Here is a 22411-nt window from a genome sequence, read left to right as displayed (position 1 = left end):
CGGATAGCGCTTCGTGACCCCGGCCGCTCTTATCACCAACACTCAAAGGAGTGAACACATGGCACAGGACATCTTCCTGAAGATTGACGGTATCAACGGCGAGTCGCTGGACGACAAGCACAAGGACGAAATCGAAGTCCTTTCGTGGAACTGGGAGATCCTGCAGGACTCGACGATGCATACCGGCAGCGGTGGCGGCGCGGGTACGGCGGCGCACACCGCTCCCTCCGTTCATGCACTGACGGGCAAGCTCGAGGAACGTCTGCAGAACGCGATCGCAGCCGGCGTCGTGGATGTCGACGAAAACGCGAGCCAAACGGCCGTTACGCTGCGCTTTCGCGACATGTTTGCGCCAGGCGAGGTTAGCGTCAACGCGCTGGTCAGTCCGTTCATTGCCGTTGCCGGACAGGAGTTGGCCAGCGCGTCCGGGCAGATTCGTCTAACGGGCTACACCGACAATCTGCCCGCAGACAGAGGACATTTCGCGTCCAACGAGGCGCTCTCACTGGCGCGCGCGACCACCGTGAGGCAGATGCTGGTCGCCGCGGGCGTGTCGGCGGACAGGATCGAGATGGTCGCGAAAGGCGATGCCGACCCGGTCGCGAGCAATGAAACATCCGAGGGCCGGTCGAGAAACCGGCGGGTGGAAATCAGGTTGTCGACGTAGGACCACGCTCACGGTCAGAGAGAGCCGGCATGGATAAGTGTGAATGACTAACAAGACATGCCGGCCAGCTAACCGTGGCTCAGTCAATTATTCAGTGCTTCCGGCTTACCGCCTATTGCGACGGTGCGCAATTCCGAAGAATGCGCTGCACCCTGCATTCGTTCGACAGCGCGCGGCTCTCAGGGTCGGCAGGTCTGGCGGCAACGAAAGCTGATCGACGGCCGGCCGGAACACCGGCAGGCGCATGCTCGGTCAGCAATGTTCGAGACGACATCACACGTCGTCGTGGGCGACTATTCGCGACTAGCAATCGCCCGTCGCGCTTCGGCGGCAGAAGAAAGGGAAGAACGATCAGAAGCCCCGGCCCCCGAATTGTTATCAGCCGTGCGCGATCCCTGATCTCCCCAAACGACGGAGTTATCGACCGCGTACAGCCGGCAAGGCGCCGAACTCTGCTTCTGGCAATTCGCAATCGCGACCGACATCGGATCGTCGCCGCCCTCGGCCCACGACCATGCGCCCGTATCCGACACTGCGAACGCGCGGCTCGGATACTGATGCAGGAAGTTGCGGTATCCGTTGCGTCCGGCTTCATCGACGTAGGGCACTGCGTCGATGGCATCCACTGAAGCAAAGCCGCTCGCCTTCGGCGCCGACGGGTCCGACACACGGTATTGCACGCCCGTGGGCATGCCCACGCGGGCGAGGAAGGCCTCGACGGCCGGCCACCATACATGCACGCCGTCGCGGTCGCCGACGAGCCGATGTGCGTCGTTCTTGTAGCTGCCGTAGTCGACCATCTTCGCGCTCGCGCCGTGCGCTACGTACGCCGCGTACATCCCGGCCACGAGCGGCGCATTCCACACTGAATCGTTGTCGCCGTACATCCACAGCGACGGCACTTTCGTTTTGTCGCCGTACGCACCGAATGCGCGTGTCAGGTTGCCTTGCCAGTCGCCGCACGCGTCCTGCCGCAAGCCGCCCGAAAAGTTGATCAACGCGCGCACGCCCGGTGCGGCCTGTGTGCCGTAGGCCAACGTCGCGAGACCGCCGTGCGACGTGCCGGCCACCACAATGTGCGACGCGTCGACGTAGGGCTGCTTCGACATGTAGTCGACGGCGGCCGCGACGTCGCCGGCCTGCGACATGCCGTTGCTTTCCACGTCGCAACCGTCCTGGTGATAGACGCCGCCCGACTGGCCGAAGCCCTGGCGGTTCGGCGCTACGACCACATAGCCACGGCGCACGAATTCGCGCGCGAACGGCAGCGGGTCGCTGCGCTCCTGCATGCGCGGATCGCCGGGAATCTTGCCGTGATTGAAGACGATCATCGGAAACGGGCCTGCGCCGTCCGGCTTATAGACCGTTGTTTGAAGCGTGATGTCACCGTCGGCATCGACGGGTATGCGAATAATCTGTTGGTTCAGGCGCGCGGTGGGCAGATAAACGTCGTCCTGGAGCGCAATGCGCGGCACCTGCGCGCGGGCGAGGGGTCCGGGCTGGGCGTCCGCGAGCGGGTTCGCCTGCGCGACTGCGACAGCGCACATGGCCGCTGCACAAATCACCGCACACTTCGTAAGGACCTTGCTCAACACCATTCACGCACCTGCCTGAAAAGACTGCCTGGACATCTCATGTCCGTTCATCGAAACACGCGGCTGACATTCGCCTTTCGTGCACGTTTGCGACAAACAAAAAGATGCTCACGTACGCATTGCGCGGAGCGCACGCACGTCAATCGAGATCGCACGGGATAAACCCAACGGCCGACGCGACCCCACGCGTCGATGATGAACGCCACGTCTGCCGCCGGGCGCCGCGGCCGCAACCCTTTGTATCTGGTTATCGGCCAAGCGCCGGCGCGGCTTGCGGAACCCTTACCGACTGGTCCTCGCATCGCGTCGTCATGAAGCTACAGCCTCATCCTGGCACGACAATTTTGTTTTGTGCAATCAAGGAGAACCCGCGACGAAAAATTTGCCGCGTCGCGGGCGCCCGTCTGGCGAGGCGCAGACTGGCCGCGGGTGCGGCTGGTGCGGGCAAATGTGGCCCTGAATAGGCGTGCGACTTGCGGTGCGCAGAGGCGGGGATGGGGACAGAGACGCGGCCCGCGAACGGGCTGGTCAAGGGGCTGATAACGGGCTGCGAAGCGACTCGATGAGGAGCCCCTGTAAATCGAGAACGAACGAGCCTATCTGCGGCCCATAAAAGGGCTTTCCGGCAGACCTGTTAAGAGGGAGCTAGCGAGCCGTCGCGCGACACCACAGCGCGAAGCGAGGAAAGAGAGGGCGCGGGCTGTGGCGTCGAGCCAACAGGACAAAGCGGCGCCGCTATAGGGCCATATGCGATTGCGGCGCATTGTCCGCTGCCGCGCGGCGAAATACCGGGAAAGGCGCTGAAAGCTACTCGCTCACATCGCCGTCGACGTAGAGCCAGCGTCCGTCGTCGTTGCAAATGAAGCGGCTCAACTCATGCAGCCGGTGCGCGCGGCCCGCAACCTTGTATCTGGCGATGAACTCGACAGTCGCGTGACGCGAGTCGATCTCCGCGAACGCCTTGATTTGCAGTCCGAGCCAGCGAGGAGCGTCGGGCGCCGACACGTCCGCGTCCAGATCGGCGGGGCAGGTTTGTGGCGCCCAGGTCGCGCGCAAATAGTTCGTTGCGCCGACAACATAAGCGCTGTAACGCGAGCGCATCAGTTCCAGTGCGCGCGGCGCGACCTCGCCGCCGTCGATGTAACGGCCGCAGCACTGCGCGAAACGCGGCGCTTTCGCGCCGCTCGCCTGGCCGGGAGCAGCGCCGCCGCATGGACAGTCGGCAGGTCGCTGCGTGGACGACTTGTGCTTGTTTATAGAACTCATCGAACCCATCGAACTCCTAGCCCAGACCGCGCGCGATCAATATCTTCTGGATATCGCTCGTGCCTTCGTAGATCTGGCACACGCGTACGTCGCGATAAATCCGCTCGACCGGAAAGTCGCTCAGATACCCGTAGCCGCCGTGGATCTGCAGCGCCGCTGAACAGATGCGCTCGGCGGCTTCCGACGCAAACAGCTTCGCCATTGCGGCTTCCGTGAGACACGGCTGACCCGCGTCCTTCAGCGACGCCGCGTGCCAGATCAACTGACGCGCCGCTTCCAGTTGCGTCGCCATGTCGGCGAGGCGGAACTGCACCGCCTGGTGCGAAAAAAGCGGCTGACCGAAGCTCTCGCGCTCTTTTGCATAGGTCAACGCGGCCTCGTACGCGGCACGCGCCATGCCGACGCTTTGCGCAGCGATGCCGATGCGCCCGCCTTCGAGCCCCGACAGCGCGATGCGATAACCCTCTCCTTCCGCGCCGATCAGATTCGCGGCCGGCACGCGGCAGTCCTCGAAGATGATCTGCGCGGTGTCCGACGAATGCTGGCCGAGCTTGTCTTCGACGCGCGCGACCACGTAACCCTTGCTGTCGGTCGGCACGATAAACGCGCTGATGCCGCGCTTGCCCGCCGCCTTGTCGGTGACAGCCATCACGATCGCTACGTCGCCGTTCTTGCCGCTCGTGATGAACTGCTTGACGCCGTTCAGCACGTAAGCGTCGCCGTCTTTATCGCGTGTGGCGGTGGTGCGCAGCGCCGACGCGTCCGAGCCGGCTTGCGGTTCGGTCAGACAGAACGCGCCGAGCATTTCGCCGCGCGCGAGCGGCGTGAGCCAGTCACGCTTTTGCGCGTCGTTGCCGTAAGTCAGCAGAATGCTGCATACGGGGCAATTGTTCACGGAGATCGCCGTGGATGTGCCGCCGTCGCCCGCGGCGATTTCCTCGAGAATCAGCGCGAGCGCGAGCGCGTCCATGCCGGCGCCGCCGTAGGTTTCGGGCACCAGCACACCGTATGCGCCGAGTTCCGCGAGTTGACGGTGAACGTCCTTTGGGAACGTGCGCTCGCGATCCCACGTCGCCGCGTACGGTGTGACTGCTTCGCGCACGAATGTCCGCAGCGCGTCGCGGACCATCAGGTGGTCCTGATCAAGCACCATGAGCGTGTCTCCTCACCATTCCAGCGGCGTGCCGTCGTATTGATAAAAGCGGCCATTGAACGCTTCGCGCGAGGCGGCGGCCTGCTTGAGTACCTCGCGCATGCCGGCGACGCTGCGCGTGGGGTCGATCGCCGCCTGCGCGCCGCCCATATCGGTTTGCACCCAGCCGGGATGCAACGACACACACGTGGCGCGCTGCGCGTCGAGCGACGCGAGTTTGAGCGCGTCGTTCAACGCCGCTTTGCTCACGCGATACAGCCAGCCGCTCGTGCCGCTCGTGTCGCCGATGCTGCCCATCTTGCTCGAGATCACCGCGAGCACACCGCCCGTTTCTTCGACGAGCGGCAGCAGGATCGGCATCAGTTGCATCGGGCCGCGCACGTTGGTGTGCATGACGTGGTCGAAGTCTTCGGCGGTAATGGTTTCAATACCTTCGGTGCGCGGGCCGTACACGCCCGACACGACGATGGCAACGTCCACATGCTCGCCGTCGAGCTTCCAGCCGAGCGCGGCGATATCCTCCGGCTCGGTCACGTCGACGGAATAGGTTTGCGCGCCGAGTTGAGTGAGCGTGTCGAGCGCTGCGCCGTCGCGCGCGGTGGCGAGCACGCGCCAGCCGCTATGTTTGTACTGCCGGACGAATTCCTGGCCGATGCCGCGCGATGCACCGACGATCAACACTGTCTTCATGATCCACCTCGGACTAAGTGAAACGCTTGAACGTGCGTACGACGCGTCAAATCAGTTCGATACCCATCGCAGTCGCCTCGCCGCCGCCGATGCACAGGGTCGCGACGCCGCGCTTGCCGCCGCGCTTTTTCAGCGCGCCGATCAGCGTGACGAGAATACGTGCGCCCGATGCGCCGATCGGATGGCCGAGCGCACATGCGCCGCCGTGCACATTGACCTTGTCGTGCGGCAGCTTGTGCTCTTTCATCGCGGCCATGGTCACCACGGCAAACGCTTCGTTGACTTCGTACAGATCGACTTCGTCGGCGCGCCAGCCGTTCTTCTCGAACAGCTTGCGAATCGCGCCGACCGGCGCGGTGGTGAACTTCGCCGGTTCCTGCGCGAAAGTCGAGTGGCCGACCACGCGCGCGATCGGCGCGACGCCGAGACGCTTGGCCGTCGATTCGCGCATCATCACGAGGGCCGCGGCGCCGTCCGAAATCGACGACGAGTTCGCTGCCGTCACCGTGCCGGTTTTGCTGAACGCGGGCTTGAGCGTAGGAATCTTTTCGAGGTCCGCCTTGAACGGCTGTTCGTCGTGGTCGATGGTTACTTCGCCTTTGCGGCTCGCAACCTTCACCGGCGCGATTTCCCATGTGAACGAACCGTCTTCGTTCGCGCGTTTCGCTCGGTTCAGCGATTCGACGGCGAATGCGTCCTGCGCGTCGCGCGTGAAGTCGAACGAGGCCGCGCATTCTTCCGCGAACGTGCCCATCAGGCGGCCTTTTTCGTAGGCGTCTTCGAGGCCGTCGTAGAACATGTGGTCGATCACCTGGCCGTGACCCATGCGCATGCCGCCGCGCGCCTTCGACAACAGATACGGCGCGTTCGTCATGCTCTCCATGCCGCCCGCTACGATCACGTCGGCCGAGCCGGCAGCCAGCATGTCGTGCGCGAACATCGCCGCGCGCATGCCGGAGCCGCACATCTTGTTGACCGTGGTGCTGCCCGTTGCAAGCGGCAAGCCGGCGCCGAGCGCGGCCTGTCGTGCAGGCGCCTGGCCGAGGCCGGCGGGCAGAACACAGCCCATCACCACCTCGTCGATCTGCTCGGGCTTGAGGCCCGCGCGTTGAACAGCGGCTTCGATCGCTACCGAGCCGAGTTGCGGCGCAGTCAGCGACGCGAAGTCGCCTTGAAACGCTGCCATCGGCGTGCGCGCCGCGCTCACGATCACAACCGGATCAGCCGTTGTGCCGTTCATGTTTGTCTCACTCATGTTTTAGCTCCTTGATCACACCTTCGACGATAGCCGGCACGTCGCCAAGCTGGGCCGCATCGGCGGCGACCACGTCGTTGTCCGCCTGATGCGCGCGGCTTGCCGACACGGCTGCGACGCAACGCTGGTAAGTTTCATCGAGCGCGGCCGCGTTGTTGATCGTCATGCCGAGGTCGCGCACCTTGCCGTCGTGCACACCGTACGCCCAGCCGTGCACGGTCAGTTCCTGGCCGCGCGCCCATGCATCGTTGATGATGGTCGTGCGGCACACGTTCACCACTTGTTCGAGAGCGTTCAGTTCGACGAGACGCCGGTGACGCGCCTCGCCGAGCGGCCATTCGTCGAGCAGCGCGGCATGCTTCGCCCGCACGTCCTGCACGTGATGCAGCCAGTTATCCGCGAGACCCACGCGACGGCCGTGCAAAGCCGCGCCCACGCCCGAGCAGCCATAGTGGCCGACCACCATGATGTGCTTGACCTTCAGCAGATCGACGGCGAACTGGATCACCGACAAACAGTTCAGGTCCGTATGCACCACTACGTTTGCAATGTTTCTATGCACGAACACTTCGCCCGGCGGCAAGCCGATGATCTGGTTGGCCGGCACTCGCGAATCGGAGCAGCCGATCCACAGATACTCGGGCGTCTGCTGATGCGCGAGGCGCGAGAAGTACTCGGGATCTTCGGACAATTTGCGGGCGACCCACGCGTCGTTGTTGTCGAACAGATGAGCGAGCGGGTGAGCAGGGTTGGAAGCGTTCGTGTTCATAAAGCGTCTTGGCGGTTATTCGACCGTTTGAGCGGCCGGGGTCGTTACGTTAGATTCGGTGTCGTACAGGCGTCATGCATGCAGCGTGCGGGCAACTATGCGACTCTTACGCTGCGCTCGTCTGCTGGCGCTAGTGCGGCGTCCTGGGCATTGGGTTCATTAGATGTGTTCGATCCATTCGATGCGTTGAATGTCCCATCGGCAAAGCGTTCCGGATAGCGGATGCAGAAGCGCACGCTGCTGTCGTACGGAAAAAAATCGGGCAATTCGCCTTTCAGTAGATGATTCTTATGCGTTTGCCACAGCGCGGGATCGAAGAAGTCGGCGTGATGCTGCATGAACGAGCGGCGCACGCGTGGGTCGCCGAGCAGGAAAGTGCCATACGTCTCCGGGAAAATGTCGTGCGGGCCGACCGAGTACCACGGCTCGCCCGACATTTCGTCTTCCTCGTTACGCGGCGCGGGCACCGCGCGCACGTTGCAATCGGTCAGATATTCGATCTCGTCGTAGTCGTAAAAAACGACACGGCCGTGGCGCGTCACGCCGAAGTTCTTGTACAGCATGTCGCCGGGGAAAATGTTCGCCTGCATCAGTTCCTTCACCGCGTTGCCATATTCCTTGATGCCGTGATCGACGTCGTTGTCGCTGCCGTTTTGCAGGAACAGATTGAGCGGCACCATGCGGCGCTCGATGTACATATGGCGAATCACGAGATTGTCGCCGTCGTATTCGAGCAGCGACGGCACTTCTTTTTCCAGTTCGCGCAAGAGCGCTTCGTCGAGCCGCGAAAGGGGCAGCGCGACGCTCGAATATTCGAGCGTGTCCGCCATGCGGCCCAGGCGATCGTGCCGTTTGACGAGCTGATACTTCTCCTGAATCTTCGCGCGAGTGGTTTCCTTCGGCGGCGGGAAGTTGTCCTTGATCAGCTTGAATACATACGGAAACGAGGGCAGCGTGAACACCAGCATCACGAGCCCCTTGATGCCCGGCGCGATGATGAACTGATCGCTCGAATGCGACAGGTGATGCAGCAAGTCGCGATAGAACAGATTCTTGCCCTGCTTCTGCAAGCCGACCGACGTGTAGATCTCCGCCTTCGGTTTGCCCGGCATGATGGTGCCGAGGAATTCCACGTAAGCGGACGGCACTTCCATATCCACGAGAAAGTACGAGTGCGAGAAGCTGAAAATGATCAGCAACTGTTCGCGCTTGAGCAGCACGGTATCCAGCGCGAGCAAGCCAGGCTGCACATGGCGCAGCGGCACCGCGAACGGCAGCAGCATATCGCCGTTGATAATTCTGCCGACGATATACGCCGACTTGTTGCGGAAGAACAGCGACGAGAGCACATGAATCTGGAAGTTCGGCGCTTCGTCGAACGTACCGAACGAGTCGTGAATGGTCTGCATCACGCAGCCGACGTCGCGCGTCAGATCTTCGAACGGCGGCTCCAGCTGAAAGTTCGTGACGATGCGCTCGAGCGTGGCGGCGAGGCCGTCCTTGCCGGGATAGTACGCACGGTAGGTCGGCTTTGCTGCGGGCTCGTCGTTCTCGATGTATTCGGTCGAGATCGCCGGGCGCACGAAAATGAAGTCGTTGTTGAAGTACGAGCGATGCAGGATCTTGCAGCAGACGGAATTGAAAAACGTTTCCGCGCACTCAGGCTGACGATGCGTGGTCAGCAGGCCAATGTAGTGCAGCTTGATCTGTTGCCACACTTCGCTGTCGATATTCTCCGCGTCGTACTCGTCTTCGAGCAGCGCGACGCATTCTTCAACGCGATCGTCGTATGAAGTAATGCGCTCGCGGGCTAGCTTTTGCAGGCCGTGCCAGTCGCCGCTTTCGAACAGCGCCTTGGCGTGGATCGCCGCGTCGCGAAAGATCCGGTAGTGCCGGTTGAATCCTTCGAGCAGCGTTTCCGCGACGTCAAAGCCGATTTGCGACGACAACAGTTTGGGGAAGTGATTCATGTCGACCGTGCATTCGTCTCATGTCGTGAAGACACCCGTGATTGTATCGTTCGAGTGCGCCCTCGACGCATTGCGCCAACCGGTTGGTGACCCGCCGCCGCGTGGGCGTTGCCGGGCACTCGCCGACTTTTCCGACTAACTCCGCTCAATGCTCCTGTTCCGCCTCGTTAAACGACTCAACTTGCAGCAAAAAATAGGCTCGGGCGACGGTTCGCTGCCTTGCTTACGCGGGCTTGGCTTCACGTGCCTTGTGCGTGCCGCTCTCGAGCAGCGCTCGCGCTTGAGCTTCATATTGCGCGAGGTCTTCGAGCGTCGCGTTCAGGTCTTCCAGTTGGCGCTCCAGCACGTCGCGATGACGCGCGACCGTGGCGAGAAACGCTTGCAGTTGCGGGACCGTGTCGGTCGGCGATTCATATACATCCAGCAAATCGCGAATCTCGGAGAGCGTGAAGCCGAGCCGTTTGCCGCGCAACGTGAGTTTGAGCCGCGTGCGGTCGCGGCCCGAGTAGACGCGCCGCAAGCCGCTCGAACCTTCGCGGCTCGGCGAGAGTAAACCCTGGTCTTCGTAGAAACGGATCGCGCGCGGCGTAACGTCGAACTCCCGCGCGAGCTCGGTGATCGTGTATTGCGTGTTCATCGGGACATTCAGTAGCCGGGCAAAAAATCGGATTGAACGATAGAATCGACGTTTACGTTATCGTCAACTTGGGTTGAATGCAACCTGCTGCAAGTACGCGAAACGCGTGGAGGAAGACATCCGAAATGAATGCGCTCGAACATCAACTCGACTATCCGTTCAAAGACACATTGCCCGAACCCGGCCACGCGCAGGAAGTCGTGCCCGGTGTCTTCTGGCTACGCATGCCGTTGCCTTTTGCGCTCGACCATATCAATCTCTGGCTGCTGCGCGATCAGATCGACGGCCAGGACGGGTGGACAGTGGTCGACTGCGGGATCGCGTCGGATGCGATCAGGGAGAACTGGGAGACAGTGTTCGAGTCGGTGCTCGGCGGTTTGCCGGTGCTGCGCGTGATCGTCACGCATTGCCATCCGGACCACGTCGGTCTCGCGCACTGGGTTTGCAACGGCGGCGACAAGAAGCGCTGGAACGCCCGGCTATGGATGACACTCGGCGAATACATGCAGGCCCGCGTAATGGCGGCGGGCGACGGCTCGAACGCGGGCGGCGAGGGCGCCGCGCGCCACTTTGCCATGCACGGCGTGACCGACGAGGCGTCGCTCGAAAAACTACGCAGCCGCCAGAGCTATTACGCGAATCTGGTGCCTGAAGTCCCGGACCAATACCGGCGCTTGCGCGAAGCGGATGCCGTGAGGATCGGCGGCAAGACGTGGCGCGTGGTGACTGGCTTCGGCCACTCGCCGGAGCATTGCGCGTTGCATTGCGAGGAGACCGGCGTGCTGATCTCCGGCGACATGGTTCTGCCGCGCATATCGACGAACGTGTCGGTGTTCGCAATGGAGCCAGAGGGCTCGCCGCTCGCACTGTATCTGGAATCGCTTGCGCGCTACGAAGCCATGCCTGAAGAAACGCTCGTGCTGCCGTCGCATGGCAAGCCGTTTCGCGGTGTGCGTACGCGCGTGAGGCAGTTGCGCGAGCATCACGATGCGCGTCTCGCCGAAGTCCGCGAGGCGTGTGCGCAAAAGCCGCAAAGCGCAGCGGATATCGTTCCCCTGATGTTCAAGCGCGAGCTCGATATTCACCAGTTGACGTTCGCCATGGGCGAGGCGCTCGCGCACTTGCATCTGCTGTGGCTGGCAGGCGCGTTAACGCGCAGGCTCGATGCGGACGGGGTGATGCGGTTTTCGGCGTGACGGTTGGCCTGATCTGAGCGGTCGATAAAAAGGCCCGGTGCTTTCGCGTTCGGGCCTTTACTATGTCTCAGAGCACAGCGAGTGATTACTGCACTGCTACCGCCGCAAAATTCTGTCGTCCAAACGGACTCACGTGATAACCGCTCACGTTGGTTCGCGTGATGGCCGCGGCGGTCGGATAGCCGAGCGGAATCCAGAGCGCCTGGTCGTGGATGATCTGTTGCGCGGCCTGATACGCTTTCGTGCGTTTGGCCTGGTCCGGCGTGGACTTGCCGTCGGCGATCAGCTTGTCGAGATCCTCGTTGCAGAAGCGCGCGAAGTTGATGCCCGACTTCACCGCGTTGCAGCTAAAGAGCGGCGACAGATAATTGTCCGGATCGCCGTTGTCGCCGGCCCAGCCCATGAATAGCGAGTCATGCTGGCCTTGCTTGGCCTGCTTGATCAGTTCGCCCCATTCGATCACTTTCACTTCCGCCTTCACGCCGATCTTCGCGAAGTCCGCTTGCAGCAGTTCGGCGCCGGCCTTCGGATTCGGATTCAGCACGCTGCCGTTCGGGCGCACCCAAATAGTTGTTTCGAAGCCGTCCGGATAGCCCGCGTCCGCGAGCAGCTTCTTGGCCTTCGCAGGATCGTACGGCCAGGCCTTCACTGCCTTGTCGTAACTCCACGTATTCGGCGGATACGGATTCACCGCGGGCGTTGCGGTATTGTCGAAGACGGTCTTCAGATACGTGCTGCGGTCGAACGCCATGTTCAGAGCGGCGCGCACTTTCTGATTGTCGAGCGGCTTCTTCTGCGTGTTCAACGCGACGAACGCGGTCATGAATGCAGGCGTCTGCACGATGGCGAGCGACTTGTCGCCCTTCGCGTCGGCGAGATCCTGCGGCTTCGGCGACAACGCAATCTGGCATTCGCCCGCTTTCACCTTCTGCGCGCGCACCGTGGCGTCTGGCGTAATTGCGTAGATCAGGCGGTCGATCTTCGGTTTCGCGCCCCAGTAGGACGGGTTCACGTCATAACGGATCACCGCGTCTTTCGTATAGCTCTTCAGTTCGAACGGGCCCGTGCCGATCGGCTTCGAGTTCAGGTCGACCTGCTTGCCGGCCTTCAGCAACTGATCCGCGTACTCAGCGGAATAGATCGAGGCGAAGCCCATGGTGAGGATCGATACGAAGGTCGCATCCGGTGCGTTCAGTTCGAACTTGACGGTGTTGTCGTCGACCTTGCTGATCGACTTGATGAGCTTCGGCAATCCCATCGACTGCCCATGCGGGAAGCCGCTCGCGCCCGCCACCTTGTGCCACGGGTTGCTGTCGTTGAGCATGCGGTCGAACGTGAAGACGACGTCGTCGGCGTTCAGCGGCCGGCTCGGCTTGAAGTAGTCGGTGGTCTGGAACTGCACGTTCGGGCGCAGGTGGAACGTATAGGTGAGGCCGTCCGCACTCACGTCCCATTTGTCGGCTAGCGACGGCACCACTTTCTTTGCGGCTTCGTCGTATGAGACCAGCGAATTGAAAATCACGTCGGCCGACGCATTCGTCGTGACGAGCGAGTTGAACTGCACGACATCGAAGCCGTCGGGGCTCGACTCGGTGCAGACGGTCAGCGGTTTGGCGAGCACGAGCGCGGGCGCCGTGAACAGTACGGCGGCTGCGAGCAGTTTGAAGCGCATAAGATCTCCGATAACAAGCGCAGTCAGGCAGTGCGTCTGGTTTCTGGTTATGTTCCGTTGACGGGCGACGGCGGCGTGGCCGTCGACTTCATTTTGATACGTTTCCAGCGCTCGCGCATGGTCGCCATTAATTCGGACCAAGCTGCAGGACCAACCTGCCGGACCACGCGCGCGCCGGCCTTCGCGAAAGCTTATCGAAGGGCAGTTGCGGCGACAACAACATAATCCGCATATTCATATGGAATGAGAGCCGCGCGTTTATGCGGCCGCGGCCTGCTTCACCAGATAGGCGATGCCTTCGATAGCGCGCACGCCGTACCACGACACCATCTCGCCATCGATCAACTCAATGCGCTTGCCCGCCACTCGCGGATCGCGTTTGAGCGCATCGCAATGAGCTTGCGTGAAGCGATACGGCTCGCTCGAAAGCAGAATACGGTCGACGCCGGCAAGCCACGGCGAGCGGTCGAAATCGAACGCCGGGTAGCGGCCCGCGCCTGCGCTTCCGCCTTGCACGTCGGGCAGCGTATGCCAGTTCACGAGGCGCAGCATTGCGGAAATGTAAGTGTCGCGCGCGACAGTCATCCACGGTTCGCGCCAGATCAGATACAGCACGTTTTGCGCGGCAAACGCGCGTGAGGCGGCCTCGTGCAGACGCGCTTCAAGCATTGCGGCGAGATGCTGCGCTTCTTTCTCCCGATCGAAAATCGCACCGAGCAGTGCGTATAGCGAAAGGTTGTCGTGCGGTGTCTGCGGATGCGTGACGACGACATGCGGCACGAAGGTGCGCAACTGCTCGACGGTGCCGCGCTCATTCTCGTCGATATTGACGATCAGATGCGTAGGTTGCAGCGCGCGAATCGCTTCGACATTCACCGCTTTCGTGCCGCCGACCTTGGGCACGTTGCGAACCCCGTCGCGCGGATGCACGCAAAAGCCGGTACGCCCGACGATCTGCCGTTCAAGGCCCAGAGCAAACAACAGTTCGGTAATGCTCGGGACCAGCGAGACGATGCGCGCGCCGGCGCCCGCCTTCTCGTGCGCGACGCCGGTTGCATCGACCGCACGCAGTGACATGATTTACTCGACGATAGCGCGCGGCTTGCGCGGCGCGCGTTCGAACACGCGATCGTAGAGCCAGCGTGGCGCGATGTGCAGCAGCATTGCCACGACGCGCATCTGCCAAGGAAACACAGCGTAAGCCGTGCGACGCTCGATCGCATGCGCGGCCTTGGCGGCAAAGCGATCCGCGTCCATCAGAAAGGGCATGGTGTACGGATTGTGCGCGGTCATCGGCGTGCGCACATAACCAGGCGCGATCGTGACGACGCCGACGCCGAGCGGACGCATCTCGACACGCAGCGCTTCGAGGTACTTGAGCGCCGCGGTTTTCGACGCGCTATACGCGCCCGAGCCCGGCAAGCCGCGCACGCCCGCGACGCTGGCAATGCCGACCAGCGTTCCGCGCCTCGCCGCGATCATGGGCGCCGCGAACGGCTCGAATGTGGCGACCATGCCGAAGTAGTTGACGTCCATCACCTCGCGGAAGGTGCGCAGGTCGCCTTGTCCGGTGACCGCGCCGCGGCTCACGCCTGCATTGGCGATCACGATGTCCGGCAAGCCGTGCTGCGCGATGAACTGCGCGGCCGCATCGGCGAGCGCCTCGGCGTCGCGGACGTCGACGGAATAAATGGAGATGGAGTTCTGCGGATGAGACCGCTGAAAGGCGGCGAGGGCGTCGCCGCGGCGGGCAACGAGGCCAAGAATCGCGCCGCGCCGCGCATATTCGGCGGCGAGCGCGAGGCCGATTCCACTTGACGCGCCGGTAATGAAAACTTTCAGCGGTGAACTCATTCCGGCGCCTCGGGCTTTACATCTTCTTTGCGCGAACCTGCTGGACCAGGTAGTCGAGCACCTGCACGGTACCAGGCAGGCTATTGGTCGCGGCCGGGCCGGTTTCATACTTGCCCTGAACCGCGACAGTCGGCACGCCGTCGATCTTGTAGTCGTCGAGCAGCTTCTTGTCTTTCTGCAACGCGCTCTGCGTCGAGAAAGAGTTGTAAGCGTCCATGTACTTTTTCGGATCTACGCCGTTTTTCGCAAGGAATTTGGCCTGATCTTCAGGCGTCAGCAGATAGTCTTTGTTGACGTGGATTTCGTTGAAGACCTTCGGCGTGAGTTGCGTGGCGAGGCCGAGTGCGTCAAGCGCGTGATACATCTTGGAATGCGGAATGAAGTCGTCGCGGAAGGCAACCGGCACGCGCTTGAACACCACGTCGGCACCCTGCTTCTTCACCCATGCTTCGAGGTACGGGTTGAATTCGTTGCAGTGCGGACAGCCGTACCAGAAGAATTCGGTGACTTCGATCTTGCCGGCGGGCACGTCGGTGGGTTGCGTGCTCGGCAACACCGTGTAGTCCTTGCCCGCGACCGGCGCCGACGGCGATGCGTGCGCGTTGGCCGCGACGAGCCCCAGCGAGAGGAACAGAATGCTCAGCAGTTTTTTCATGTTTTGTTGACCCAGGTAGGCGTAAAACAGTGGCGCCACGCAAATGCCCGTCACCGTTTTTAGAATCGGCATTGGACGGTTCTATCGTCCGTCGTGCTCAATCATGCTTATCGTGCTTGCGATTCTTGCGACAGGCGCCGCGCACCGATAGTTCGGCGGCGGCGCATGCCGGCGGATCACTCGCTGTTTATTGCTTGGTGAAGCGTATTACCGCTGTGTCCACGCCGGCGTCCGACAGGCGCTGACGGTTCGCGTTCATGTCCTCGAACTTCGAAAACGGTCCGATACGCACGCGATAGTACGTAACGCCGCCCGCATCGCGCTGCGTGACCTTCGACTCGAAGCCCTGGAACGCGAGACGCGCGCGTTGCTGTTCGGCGTCGGCGGCGGTCTTGTACGCGCCCACTTGCAGGAAGTAGCCGGTGTTCGCGTCGCCCGGAGCCGGGGCTGCGCCCGAACCCGGCTTGCCGTTCGCGGCCGTGGCCGACGACGTGCTCTTCGGCGCGGAACCCGCGGCCGTGGCTGCCGGCGCGCTAGTGGCTTGCGGCTTCTTCGCAGGCGCGGCGGCGGTGGCGCCGCTGCCGTTATCCTGAGCCGGCTTCGGAGCGACCGCGGTGCCGTTCGCGTTGGCGTTCGGATTATTGCCGATAGTCGGCGGCACTTCGATGATCTGAGGCTGCTCCAGCATGCCCGACTGCGTCTGCGAGTTGGTCTGGCCAGGCGCGGTATTCGGCGGCGCGGGTTGCGCCGCTTGCGGCACCGGCTGCCCCGGAGTCTTGCCTTGCAGCGGACGGTTCGGATCGTATTGCGCCTGGCTCGCGCTCGAATCCGATGCAGCAGGCGGCGCGACCTTCGAGACGAACGGCGTAGGCGCACGGGTGATATACAGCGCCACCACTACCGCGATCGCAAGGCCGACGATCAGGCCCAGCACGATGCCGAGAAAAGTGCCCCCGGTTTGTTTCGATTGCTTTGTTGTGCGGCGTGGTTTTGCCATCGTGCGAATTACCTGCAAAAAGAATCCTGGAACGGCCGCCGATTATAGCGACGGCCGCATACATGTTGCGCCGGAGGACTTACATCTTGACTGGAGCGGAGACGCCGATGATCGCAAGACCGTTGGCGAGCACCTGACGCGTGGCCGCAAGCAGCGCGACGCGTGCATTGCGTTCGGCTGCATCGTCGACCAGCACGCGCTCGGCTCTGTCATTGTAGAACGAGTGGAATTCCCCGGCGAGGTCGCGCAGATAGAACGCAACCGCGTGCGGCGCGAGTTCGTCGGCGGCATGTTGAAGCATGTCCGGGAACTCGGCGAGCTTGTTCAGCAAAGCCATTGAGCGCTCGCTCGTGAGCGGCGCGAGGTCGACGCTGCCAAGCTTGCTTTCGTCAGCGCTCTGGTCGCCGCTGTAGCGGGCCTTGCATTCGGCGATGACCGAGCAGATCCGGGCATGCGCATATTGCACGTAGTGCACGGGGTTTTCGTCATTTTGTTTCAACGCGAGGTCGATGTCGAAGACGAACTCCGTATCGGCCTTGCGCGAAATCAGGAAGAAACGCACGGCGTCGCGGCCACGGCGAATCGTTTCTTCGTCGATCAGATCGACCGCGGCTTCCGAGCCCGGCGTCGCGCCGCCCGACCATTCGATCAGATCGCGCACCGTCACATAGCTGCCCGCGCGCTTCGAGATCTTCACCTCTTCGCCGTTGCGCATGACTGTGACCATCTTGTGCAGCACGTAGTCCGGGTAGCCTTTCGGAATGCCGAGGCCGAGACCTTGCAGACCGGCGCGCACACGCGCGATCGTGCCGTGGTGATCGGAGCCCTGAATGTTGATGACCTTCGTGAAGCCGCGCTCCCACTTCGCGACGTGATACGCGACGTCCGGCACGAAGTACGTGTACGTGCCGTCGCTTTTCCGCATGACGCGGTCTTTGTCGTCGCCGTCGTCGGTCGTGCGCAGCCACAGCGCGCCTTCCTGCTCGTAGGTCTTGCCCGCGGCGATCAGCGCTTGCACCGTCCTCTCCACGCGGCCTTCGGTGTAAAGCGACGACTCCAGATAGTACTGGTCGAACTTCACGCCGAACGCCTGCAAGTCCATGTCCTGCTCGCGGCGCAGATACGCGACCGCGAAACGGCGGATCGCCTCGAGGTTTTCAACGTCGCCCGCGCCGGTGACGGGTTCACCGTCGCTCGCGGATACCGTGACGCCGTTCAGATAGTCTTTCGCGATGTCGGCAATGTACTCGCCGTTGTACGCCGAAGCCGGCCAGCCTTCGTCGCCCGGAGCGAGGCCGCGTGCGCGCGCCTGGGTGGACAGCGCGAGCGTTGCGATCTGCACGCCGGCGTCGTTGTAATAGAACTCGCGATGCACGTCCCAGCCTTGCGACGCGAGCACGTTCGACAGTGCGTCGCCGAGCGCGGCCTGGCGGCCGTGGCCGACGTGCAGCGGTCCCGTCGGGTTCGCCGACACGAATTCGATCAGCACATGCTTGCCGGCGTCGCGTTGCGAGCGGCCATACGTTTCTTTTTCGGCGAGCACGGCGGCGATCACGGCCTGCTTGGCCGTGGCGGCGAGGCGCAGGTTGATGAAGCCGGGCCCCGCGACTTCGGCGGCTTCAATCAGTCCTTGCGCTTGCGGCTGGGCGAGCAGCGCGTCGACAATCTGCTGCGCGAGCTGGCGCGGATTGGCGCGAAGCGGCTTGGCGAGTTGCATCGCCACATTGCACGCGACGTCGCCGTGCGCGGCGACTTTGGGCCGCTCCAGCGCGATGGTGGGCGACACGAACGCGGCTTCGGCCGCACCTTGCGTGGCAAGAGCTACCTGCTTCACCGTGTCGGCGAGCAGTGTTTCGAGAGTATGTTTATGTGCGGGCAGCATGCTTGTTGCGAGTCCAGTGAGGCAATCCGGTGATGCGGAAGAGGCGCCGGCCGCGCGGCAGGCACGGCCGATTCGTCAGAAGCGTGGAAAGCGGTGGTTCGCTCGTCAACGCATCGGCATGACGGGCGCGCCATCGGGCACGTAGCCTGCAACGCAACGAGCGCGCGGCGCGGCGTCCTGCAAAGGCATGGCTGCGGCGGCATGCAGGCGCGAACCGGCCGGGCTGGCTGCGCCGCTTGCACCTTTGCGCGCGGCGCAGCGAGGCGCGCTTTTCCGTCCAGACGGATTTTAGCAGGTGCTAATATGTTCAATCAGATGCCCAGCAAGGGCCGATGCCGCCGCGTCTCTTTGGCGAGCTAAGGGAGCGCGCGCTGACGGCTGCATTGAGCGCCGCTCGCGCGTTAATCGACCATAACGAAAAAGGGAACAGTCATGCTGATTACTTTCAAATGCCGCGCTTGCCCAGACGTGATGATGCTCGAGAATCTGGCACAGTACCTGGTCGGCATCGTCGGCAAGCGTCTAGGTGAACGAGGTGTCATCACGCACGCCGAACTCGGCGACGCGATCACCAAACTCGAAACGGCCATCACCTTCGACAAGCAGGAACGCGCCGAACACGACGGCCATTTCCACGAAGGCGAAGAGGGCCACGACCATCACGAGATTCCGCCTGGGCTCGCGCAGCGCGCTTACCCGTTCCTCGACATGCTGCGCGCCGCGCAAAAAGCGAACGCGGACATTGTTTGGGGACTGTGATTCTCGTAGGCCAGCCCGGCCAACGCGGCCGGACCGGGAGGGTGGCTATGCCCGCGCGGTATTTGCCGCTGACCTGATATTCGGCGGCCCGCGCCCAATGTCTGCATGAAAAAGAGCCCGCTCAACGCGGGCTCTTTTGTCTTGCGAGGCCTGAAGCGGTTTGGCCGTGCCGCCTGCTTACTGGCTGGCGGCTTCCGGAGCGACTGCGGGAGCTGTCTCACCCTTCTTCATTTTTTGCTTCTTAGGTTTCTTGACGTGTTTCGCCGTGGGCGGGGAGTACGAACTGACCGCGCTCGAGCCGCCCGGAGCGGCGGTTTGCGCGAGCGCCGCCGAAGCACCCGCGGCAAGCGAAACAGCAGTCAATAACAGCGCCAGCTTCTTCATAAGATTTTCTCCGTTGACGGTTGCAATTAGATGAGCCGACGCGTTTTCGCCGCGTCTGGCGGGTCAAGCCGCCCCAGTCTACAAAGCCGAAAATTACGTTGCCGCAAATATTCAGTCTTTCTCGCCCGATATAGTGGGTTTCCCGCCACGCCCGCACACCGGGTGTTACCGGCTCATAGCAACGGCGCCAACGCCCGCTCGGCGTCCGCCTTCGAAAGGGACATGCGCTGCGCGTAGTCTTCCAGCTGGTCCTGGCCGATCTTGCCCACCGAGAAATACGTGCTGTCCGGATGCGCGAGATAGAAGCCGGAGACGCTGGCTGCTGGCAGCATGGCGAGCGATTCGGTCACGCTCATGCCAATGTCGCCGGCTTGCAGCACCTCGAACATGTCGCGCTTCACCAGATGGTCCGGGCACGCCGGATAGCCGGGCGCCGGACGAATGCCGCGATATTTTTCGGCGATCAGGTCGTCGCTGGACAGGTTTTCGGTGTTCGCGTAACCCCACAGGTCGCGCCGCACGCGCGCATGCAGCGCTTCGGCAAAGGCTTCGGCGAAACGGTCGGCGAGCGCCTTCAGCATGATTGCGCTGTAGTCGTCGTGATCCTTTTCGAACTGCTTTTCCTTCACGTCGACGCCGAGACCCGCCGTCACCGCGAACATGCCGATGTAGTCCGCCACACCCGAATCTTTCGGCGCAATAAAGTCGGCTAGCGAGCGGTTCGGCCGCATCACGCCGTCTACCACCGGCCGCACGCTTTGCTGCCGCAGGTTGCGCCATGTGAGCGCGACTTCGCTGCGCGATTCGTCCGTGTAGATTTCGATGTCGTCGTCGTTGACCGTGTTGGCGGGCAGCAGCGCGATCACGCCGTTAGCCTGCAGCCAGCGGCCCTGGATCAGGCGCGCGAGCATCGACTTGCCGTCGGAAAACACGCGCCGCGCCGATTCGCCGACGATCTCGTCGTTCAGAATCGCCGGATAAGGACCGGCGAGGTCCCAGGTCTGGAAGAACGGCCCCCAGTCGATGTAGTTCGCCAGTTCGTTCAGATCGAAGTTCTTGAACACGCGGCGGCCAATAAACTTCGGCTTGACCGGCTGATAGCCTTTCCAGTCGATCGGGGTCTTGTTCGCGCGGGCTTCGGCGAGCGTGACCATCGGCAGGGCCTTCTTGTTCGCGTGCTGATTGCGGATGCGGTCGTAGTCGGACTTCAACTCGTCGAGATACTTGGTCGCGCCTTCGTCGGACAGCAGGCTCGAGGCGACGGACACCGAACGCGACGCGTCCGGCACGTACACCACGGGGCCTTCGTAATGCGGCGCGATCTTCACTGCGGTGTGCACGCGCGAGGTGGTCGCGCCGCCGATCAGCAGCGGAATCTTCTTCACGCGGAAGTAGTCGTCGCGCTGCATTTCCGACGCGACGTAGGCCATTTCTTCGAGGCTCGGCGTGATCAGCCCGGAGAGCCCGATGATGTCCGCGCCTTCGACCTTCGCCTTCGCGAGAATGTCGTTGCACGGAACCATCACACCCATGTTCACCACTTCGAAGTTATTGCACTGAAGCACCACCGACACGATGTTCTTGCCGATGTCGTGCACGTCGCCCTTCACGGTCGCGATGACGATCTTGCCTTTCGCGCGCACGTCGCCGCCCGCGGCCGCAAGCTGCTTCTTTTCTTCTTCGATGAACGGGATCAGGTGTGCAACGGCCTGCTTCATTACACGCGCCGACTTCACGACTTGCGGCAGGAACATCTTGCCCTGGCCGAACAGGTCGCCGACGATGTTCATGCCGTCCATCAGCGGGCCTTCGATCACGTTGATCGGACGGCCGCCTGCGGCCGCGATCTTCGCGCGGACTTCCTCGGTATCTTCGACGATGAAGTTCGTAATGCCATGCACGAGCGCATGCGACAGGCGCTTCTCGACCGGCTGGTTGCGCCACTCGAGGTTCTCTTCTTTCTTTGCCGCGCCGGTTTTGAACTTGTCGGCGATTTCGAGCAGGCGGTCGGTGCCGTCTTCACGACGGTTCAACACCACGTCTTCGACGCGTTCGCGCAGTTCGGGATCGAGATCGGCATACACGCCGAGTTGCCCCGCGTTGACGATGCCCATGTCCATGCCGGCCTGAATCGCGTGATACAGGAACACGGTGTGAATCGCCTCGCGCACCGGATCGTTGCCGCGGAACGAGAACGACACGTTCGACACGCCGCCGCTCACCTTCGCGTAAGGCAGGTTCTGCTTGATCCAGCGCGTCGCATTGATGAAATCGACCGCGTAGTTGTTGTGCTCCTCGATACCCGTGGCAATCGCGAAGATGTTCGGGTCAAAGATAATGTCTTCCGGCGGAAAGCCCACTTCGTTCACGAGGAAGTCGTACGAGCGCTTGCAGATCTGCGTCTTGCGCTCGAACGTGTCGGCCTGGCCCTGCTCGTCGAACGCCATGACCACAGCGGCCGCGCCGTAGCGGCGAATCAGGTTCGCGTGATGGCGGAACGCTTCTTCACCTTCCTTGAGCGAGATGGAGTTGACGATCGCCTTGCCTTGCACGCACTTCAGGCCCGCTTCGATCACTTCCCATTTCGACGAGTCGATCATGATCGGCACGCGCGCGATGTCCGGCTCCGACGCGATCAGATTCATGAAGCGGACCATCGCCGCTTTGGAGTCGAGCATCGCCTCGTCCATGTTGACGTCGATCACCTGCGCGCCGTTTTCCACCTGCTGACGCGCGACGGCGACTGCTTCGTCGAACTGGTCGTTCAGGATCATTCGTGCGAACGCCTTCGATCCTGTCACGTTGGTGCGTTCACCAACGTTGATGAAGAGCGTCCCGGACGTGACGTTGAACGGCTCGAGGCCGGCGAGGCGCATGGTGTGATCTGTCATGGCGTATGTGCGAGTCGATTGCGTGCGTTAGGTGCGGCCTGGGTGCGTCTGCGGCCCGTCTCAGGTGCGGCTCGTTGCTTCTGCGGTGCGTCTCTAGTTCGTCGCTATTGCGTATCTAG

The 22411-nt window shown here is 62.4% G+C and carries 18 protein-coding genes and 2 pseudogenes; 4 read left to right on the top strand and 16 right to left on the bottom strand.

The window, feature by feature from the left end; translation table 11 throughout:
• Window positions 1–58 precede the first annotated feature (58 nt).
• Both JMY24_RS39575 and JMY24_RS39570 read left to right on the top strand, forming a co-directional pair.
• Window positions 59–274, top strand: a pseudogene (locus tag JMY24_RS39575) (type VI secretion system tube protein Hcp); the annotation flags it as partial.
• A gap of 69 nt (window positions 275–343) precedes the next feature.
• On the top strand, window positions 344–667 hold the full coding sequence (locus tag JMY24_RS39570; protein ID WP_236597411.1) for an OmpA family protein: 324 nt from the start codon (window positions 344–346) through the stop codon (window positions 665–667).
• A 293-nt stretch (window positions 668–960) separates the two neighbouring features.
• Here the strand turns inward: JMY24_RS39570 and JMY24_RS14285 are convergent, their stop codons facing one another.
• The 8 genes from JMY24_RS14285 to JMY24_RS14250 form a co-directional block, all read right to left on the bottom strand.
• The gene (locus tag JMY24_RS14285; RefSeq protein ID WP_128594154.1) at window positions 961–2265 is read right to left on the bottom strand and encodes a dienelactone hydrolase family protein; all 1305 of its coding nucleotides are present in this window, start codon (window positions 2263–2265) and stop codon (window positions 961–963) included.
• Between the two features lie 804 nt (window positions 2266–3069).
• Complete coding sequence (locus JMY24_RS14280) at window positions 3070–3537, bottom strand: YchJ family protein (RefSeq protein ID WP_193424935.1); 468 nt, start codon at window positions 3535–3537, stop codon at window positions 3070–3072.
• Between the two features lie 7 nt (window positions 3538–3544).
• Window positions 3545–4681: an acyl-CoA dehydrogenase family protein gene (locus JMY24_RS14275; protein ID WP_128594155.1), complete on the bottom strand. Its 1137-nt coding sequence runs from the start codon at window positions 4679–4681 to the stop codon at window positions 3545–3547.
• 12 nt (window positions 4682–4693) lie between these two features.
• Window positions 4694–5371 (bottom strand): SDR family oxidoreductase, encoded by a 678-nt coding sequence (locus tag JMY24_RS14270; protein ID WP_128589633.1) that lies wholly within the window; start codon window positions 5369–5371, stop codon window positions 4694–4696.
• A 46-nt stretch (window positions 5372–5417) separates the two neighbouring features.
• Entirely contained in the window at window positions 5418–6626 is a 1209-nt protein-coding gene (locus JMY24_RS14265; RefSeq protein WP_128594156.1) for an acetyl-CoA C-acetyltransferase, read from the bottom strand.
• On the bottom strand, window positions 6619–7395 hold the full coding sequence (gene can, locus JMY24_RS14260) for a carbonate dehydratase (protein WP_027780080.1): 777 nt from the start codon (window positions 7393–7395) through the stop codon (window positions 6619–6621). The genes JMY24_RS14265 and can overlap by 8 nt, the downstream gene beginning before the upstream one ends.
• Before the next feature lie 95 nt (window positions 7396–7490).
• Window positions 7491–9365: a bifunctional isocitrate dehydrogenase kinase/phosphatase gene (gene aceK / locus JMY24_RS14255; RefSeq protein WP_201702278.1), complete on the bottom strand. Its 1875-nt coding sequence runs from the start codon at window positions 9363–9365 to the stop codon at window positions 7491–7493.
• Between the two features lie 223 nt (window positions 9366–9588).
• Window positions 9589–10002: a MerR family transcriptional regulator gene (locus JMY24_RS14250; RefSeq protein WP_128594157.1), complete on the bottom strand. Its 414-nt coding sequence runs from the start codon at window positions 10000–10002 to the stop codon at window positions 9589–9591.
• A 125-nt stretch (window positions 10003–10127) separates the two neighbouring features.
• On the opposite strand from JMY24_RS14250, the gene JMY24_RS14245 reads away from it, so the two are divergent.
• Window positions 10128–11198 (top strand): MBL fold metallo-hydrolase, encoded by a 1071-nt coding sequence (locus JMY24_RS14245; protein WP_128594158.1) that lies wholly within the window; start codon window positions 10128–10130, stop codon window positions 11196–11198.
• Between the two features lie 85 nt (window positions 11199–11283).
• On the opposite strand, the gene JMY24_RS14240 is transcribed toward JMY24_RS14245, so the two are convergent.
• From JMY24_RS14240 to argS, 6 genes are all read right to left on the bottom strand, one after another.
• Window positions 11284–12870, bottom strand: a complete 1587-nt coding sequence (locus tag JMY24_RS14240; RefSeq protein ID WP_128594159.1) for an ABC transporter substrate-binding protein — start codon at window positions 12868–12870, stop codon at window positions 11284–11286.
• A 258-nt stretch (window positions 12871–13128) separates the two neighbouring features.
• Window positions 13129–13947 (bottom strand): cobalamin-binding protein, encoded by an 819-nt coding sequence (locus tag JMY24_RS14235; RefSeq protein ID WP_128594160.1) that lies wholly within the window; start codon window positions 13945–13947, stop codon window positions 13129–13131.
• Between the two features lie 3 nt (window positions 13948–13950).
• Window positions 13951–14724 (bottom strand): SDR family oxidoreductase, encoded by a 774-nt coding sequence (locus JMY24_RS14230; RefSeq protein ID WP_128594161.1) that lies wholly within the window; start codon window positions 14722–14724, stop codon window positions 13951–13953.
• Between the two features lie 16 nt (window positions 14725–14740).
• Window positions 14741–15379, bottom strand: a complete 639-nt coding sequence (locus JMY24_RS14225) for a thiol:disulfide interchange protein DsbA/DsbL (RefSeq protein ID WP_128594162.1) — start codon at window positions 15377–15379, stop codon at window positions 14741–14743.
• A 187-nt stretch (window positions 15380–15566) separates the two neighbouring features.
• A complete protein-coding gene (locus JMY24_RS14220; RefSeq protein ID WP_201702277.1) occupies window positions 15567–16394 on the bottom strand; it encodes an SPOR domain-containing protein in 828 nt (275 codons plus the stop codon).
• A 61-nt stretch (window positions 16395–16455) separates the two neighbouring features.
• A complete protein-coding gene (argS, locus tag JMY24_RS14215) occupies window positions 16456–18258 on the bottom strand; it encodes an arginine--tRNA ligase (protein ID WP_201702276.1) in 1803 nt (600 codons plus the stop codon).
• Window positions 18259–18690: 432 nt separating this feature from the next.
• Between argS and JMY24_RS14210 the strand changes: the two genes are divergently transcribed.
• Window positions 18691–19017 (top strand): DUF1840 domain-containing protein, encoded by a 327-nt coding sequence (locus JMY24_RS14210; RefSeq protein WP_128586100.1) that lies wholly within the window; start codon window positions 18691–18693, stop codon window positions 19015–19017.
• Between the two features lie 177 nt (window positions 19018–19194).
• Here JMY24_RS14210 and JMY24_RS14205 read toward each other — a convergent pair whose 3' ends face one another.
• Together JMY24_RS14205 and metH are read right to left on the bottom strand one after the other, a co-directional pair.
• Window positions 19195–19401 carry an acid-shock protein gene (locus JMY24_RS14205; protein WP_128586099.1) on the bottom strand — a complete coding sequence of 69 codons (207 nt, stop codon included), beginning with the start codon at window positions 19399–19401 and terminating at the stop codon, window positions 19195–19197.
• A gap of 173 nt (window positions 19402–19574) precedes the next feature.
• Window positions 19575–22298, bottom strand: a pseudogene (gene metH, locus JMY24_RS14200) (methionine synthase); the annotation flags it as partial.
• Window positions 22299–22411: the final 113 nt, after the last annotated feature.

Source organism: Paraburkholderia kirstenboschensis, from assembly GCF_904848585.1.
GTDB lineage: Bacteria > Pseudomonadota > Gammaproteobacteria > Burkholderiales > Burkholderiaceae > Paraburkholderia > Paraburkholderia kirstenboschensis.
Note: the sequence above shows the minus strand (reverse complement) of the source record. Positions and strands in the feature narration are given on the sequence as shown.

Excerpts from the sequence above, each read along its gene's own strand:
- JMY24_RS14280 (WP_193424935.1), bottom strand. The coding sequence starts at position 3,537 with ATGGGTTCGATGAGTTCTATAAACAAGCACAAGTCGTCCACGCAGCGA.
- JMY24_RS14225 (WP_128594162.1), bottom strand. The coding sequence starts at position 15,379 with ATGAAAAAACTGCTGAGCATTCTGTTCCTCTCGCTGGGGCTCGTCGCG.
- JMY24_RS14210 (WP_128586100.1), top strand. The coding sequence starts at position 18,691 with ATGCTGATTACTTTCAAATGCCGCGCTTGCCCAGACGTGATGATGCTC.
- JMY24_RS14230 (WP_128594161.1), bottom strand. The coding sequence starts at position 14,724 with ATGAGTTCACCGCTGAAAGTTTTCATTACCGGCGCGTCAAGTGGAATC.
- JMY24_RS14265 (WP_128594156.1), bottom strand. The coding sequence starts at position 6,626 with ATGAGTGAGACAAACATGAACGGCACAACGGCTGATCCGGTTGTGATC.
- JMY24_RS14275 (WP_128594155.1), bottom strand. The coding sequence starts at position 4,681 with ATGGTGCTTGATCAGGACCACCTGATGGTCCGCGACGCGCTGCGGACA.
- JMY24_RS14240 (WP_128594159.1), bottom strand. The coding sequence starts at position 12,870 with ATGCGCTTCAAACTGCTCGCAGCCGCCGTACTGTTCACGGCGCCCGCG.
- JMY24_RS14270 (WP_128589633.1), bottom strand. The coding sequence starts at position 5,371 with ATGAAGACAGTGTTGATCGTCGGTGCATCGCGCGGCATCGGCCAGGAA.
- argS (WP_201702276.1), bottom strand. The coding sequence starts at position 18,258 with ATGCTGCCCGCACATAAACATACTCTCGAAACACTGCTCGCCGACACG.
- JMY24_RS14205 (WP_128586099.1), bottom strand. The coding sequence starts at position 19,401 with ATGAAGAAGCTGGCGCTGTTATTGACTGCTGTTTCGCTTGCCGCGGGT.
- can (WP_027780080.1), bottom strand. The coding sequence starts at position 7,395 with ATGAACACGAACGCTTCCAACCCTGCTCACCCGCTCGCTCATCTGTTC.
- JMY24_RS14245 (WP_128594158.1), top strand. The coding sequence starts at position 10,128 with ATGAATGCGCTCGAACATCAACTCGACTATCCGTTCAAAGACACATTG.
- aceK (WP_201702278.1), bottom strand. The coding sequence starts at position 9,365 with ATGAATCACTTCCCCAAACTGTTGTCGTCGCAAATCGGCTTTGACGTC.
- JMY24_RS39570 (WP_236597411.1), top strand. The coding sequence starts at position 344 with ATGTTTGCGCCAGGCGAGGTTAGCGTCAACGCGCTGGTCAGTCCGTTC.
- JMY24_RS14285 (WP_128594154.1), bottom strand. The coding sequence starts at position 2,265 with ATGGTGTTGAGCAAGGTCCTTACGAAGTGTGCGGTGATTTGTGCAGCG.
- JMY24_RS14235 (WP_128594160.1), bottom strand. The coding sequence starts at position 13,947 with ATGTCACTGCGTGCGGTCGATGCAACCGGCGTCGCGCACGAGAAGGCG.
- JMY24_RS14250 (WP_128594157.1), bottom strand. The coding sequence starts at position 10,002 with ATGAACACGCAATACACGATCACCGAGCTCGCGCGGGAGTTCGACGTT.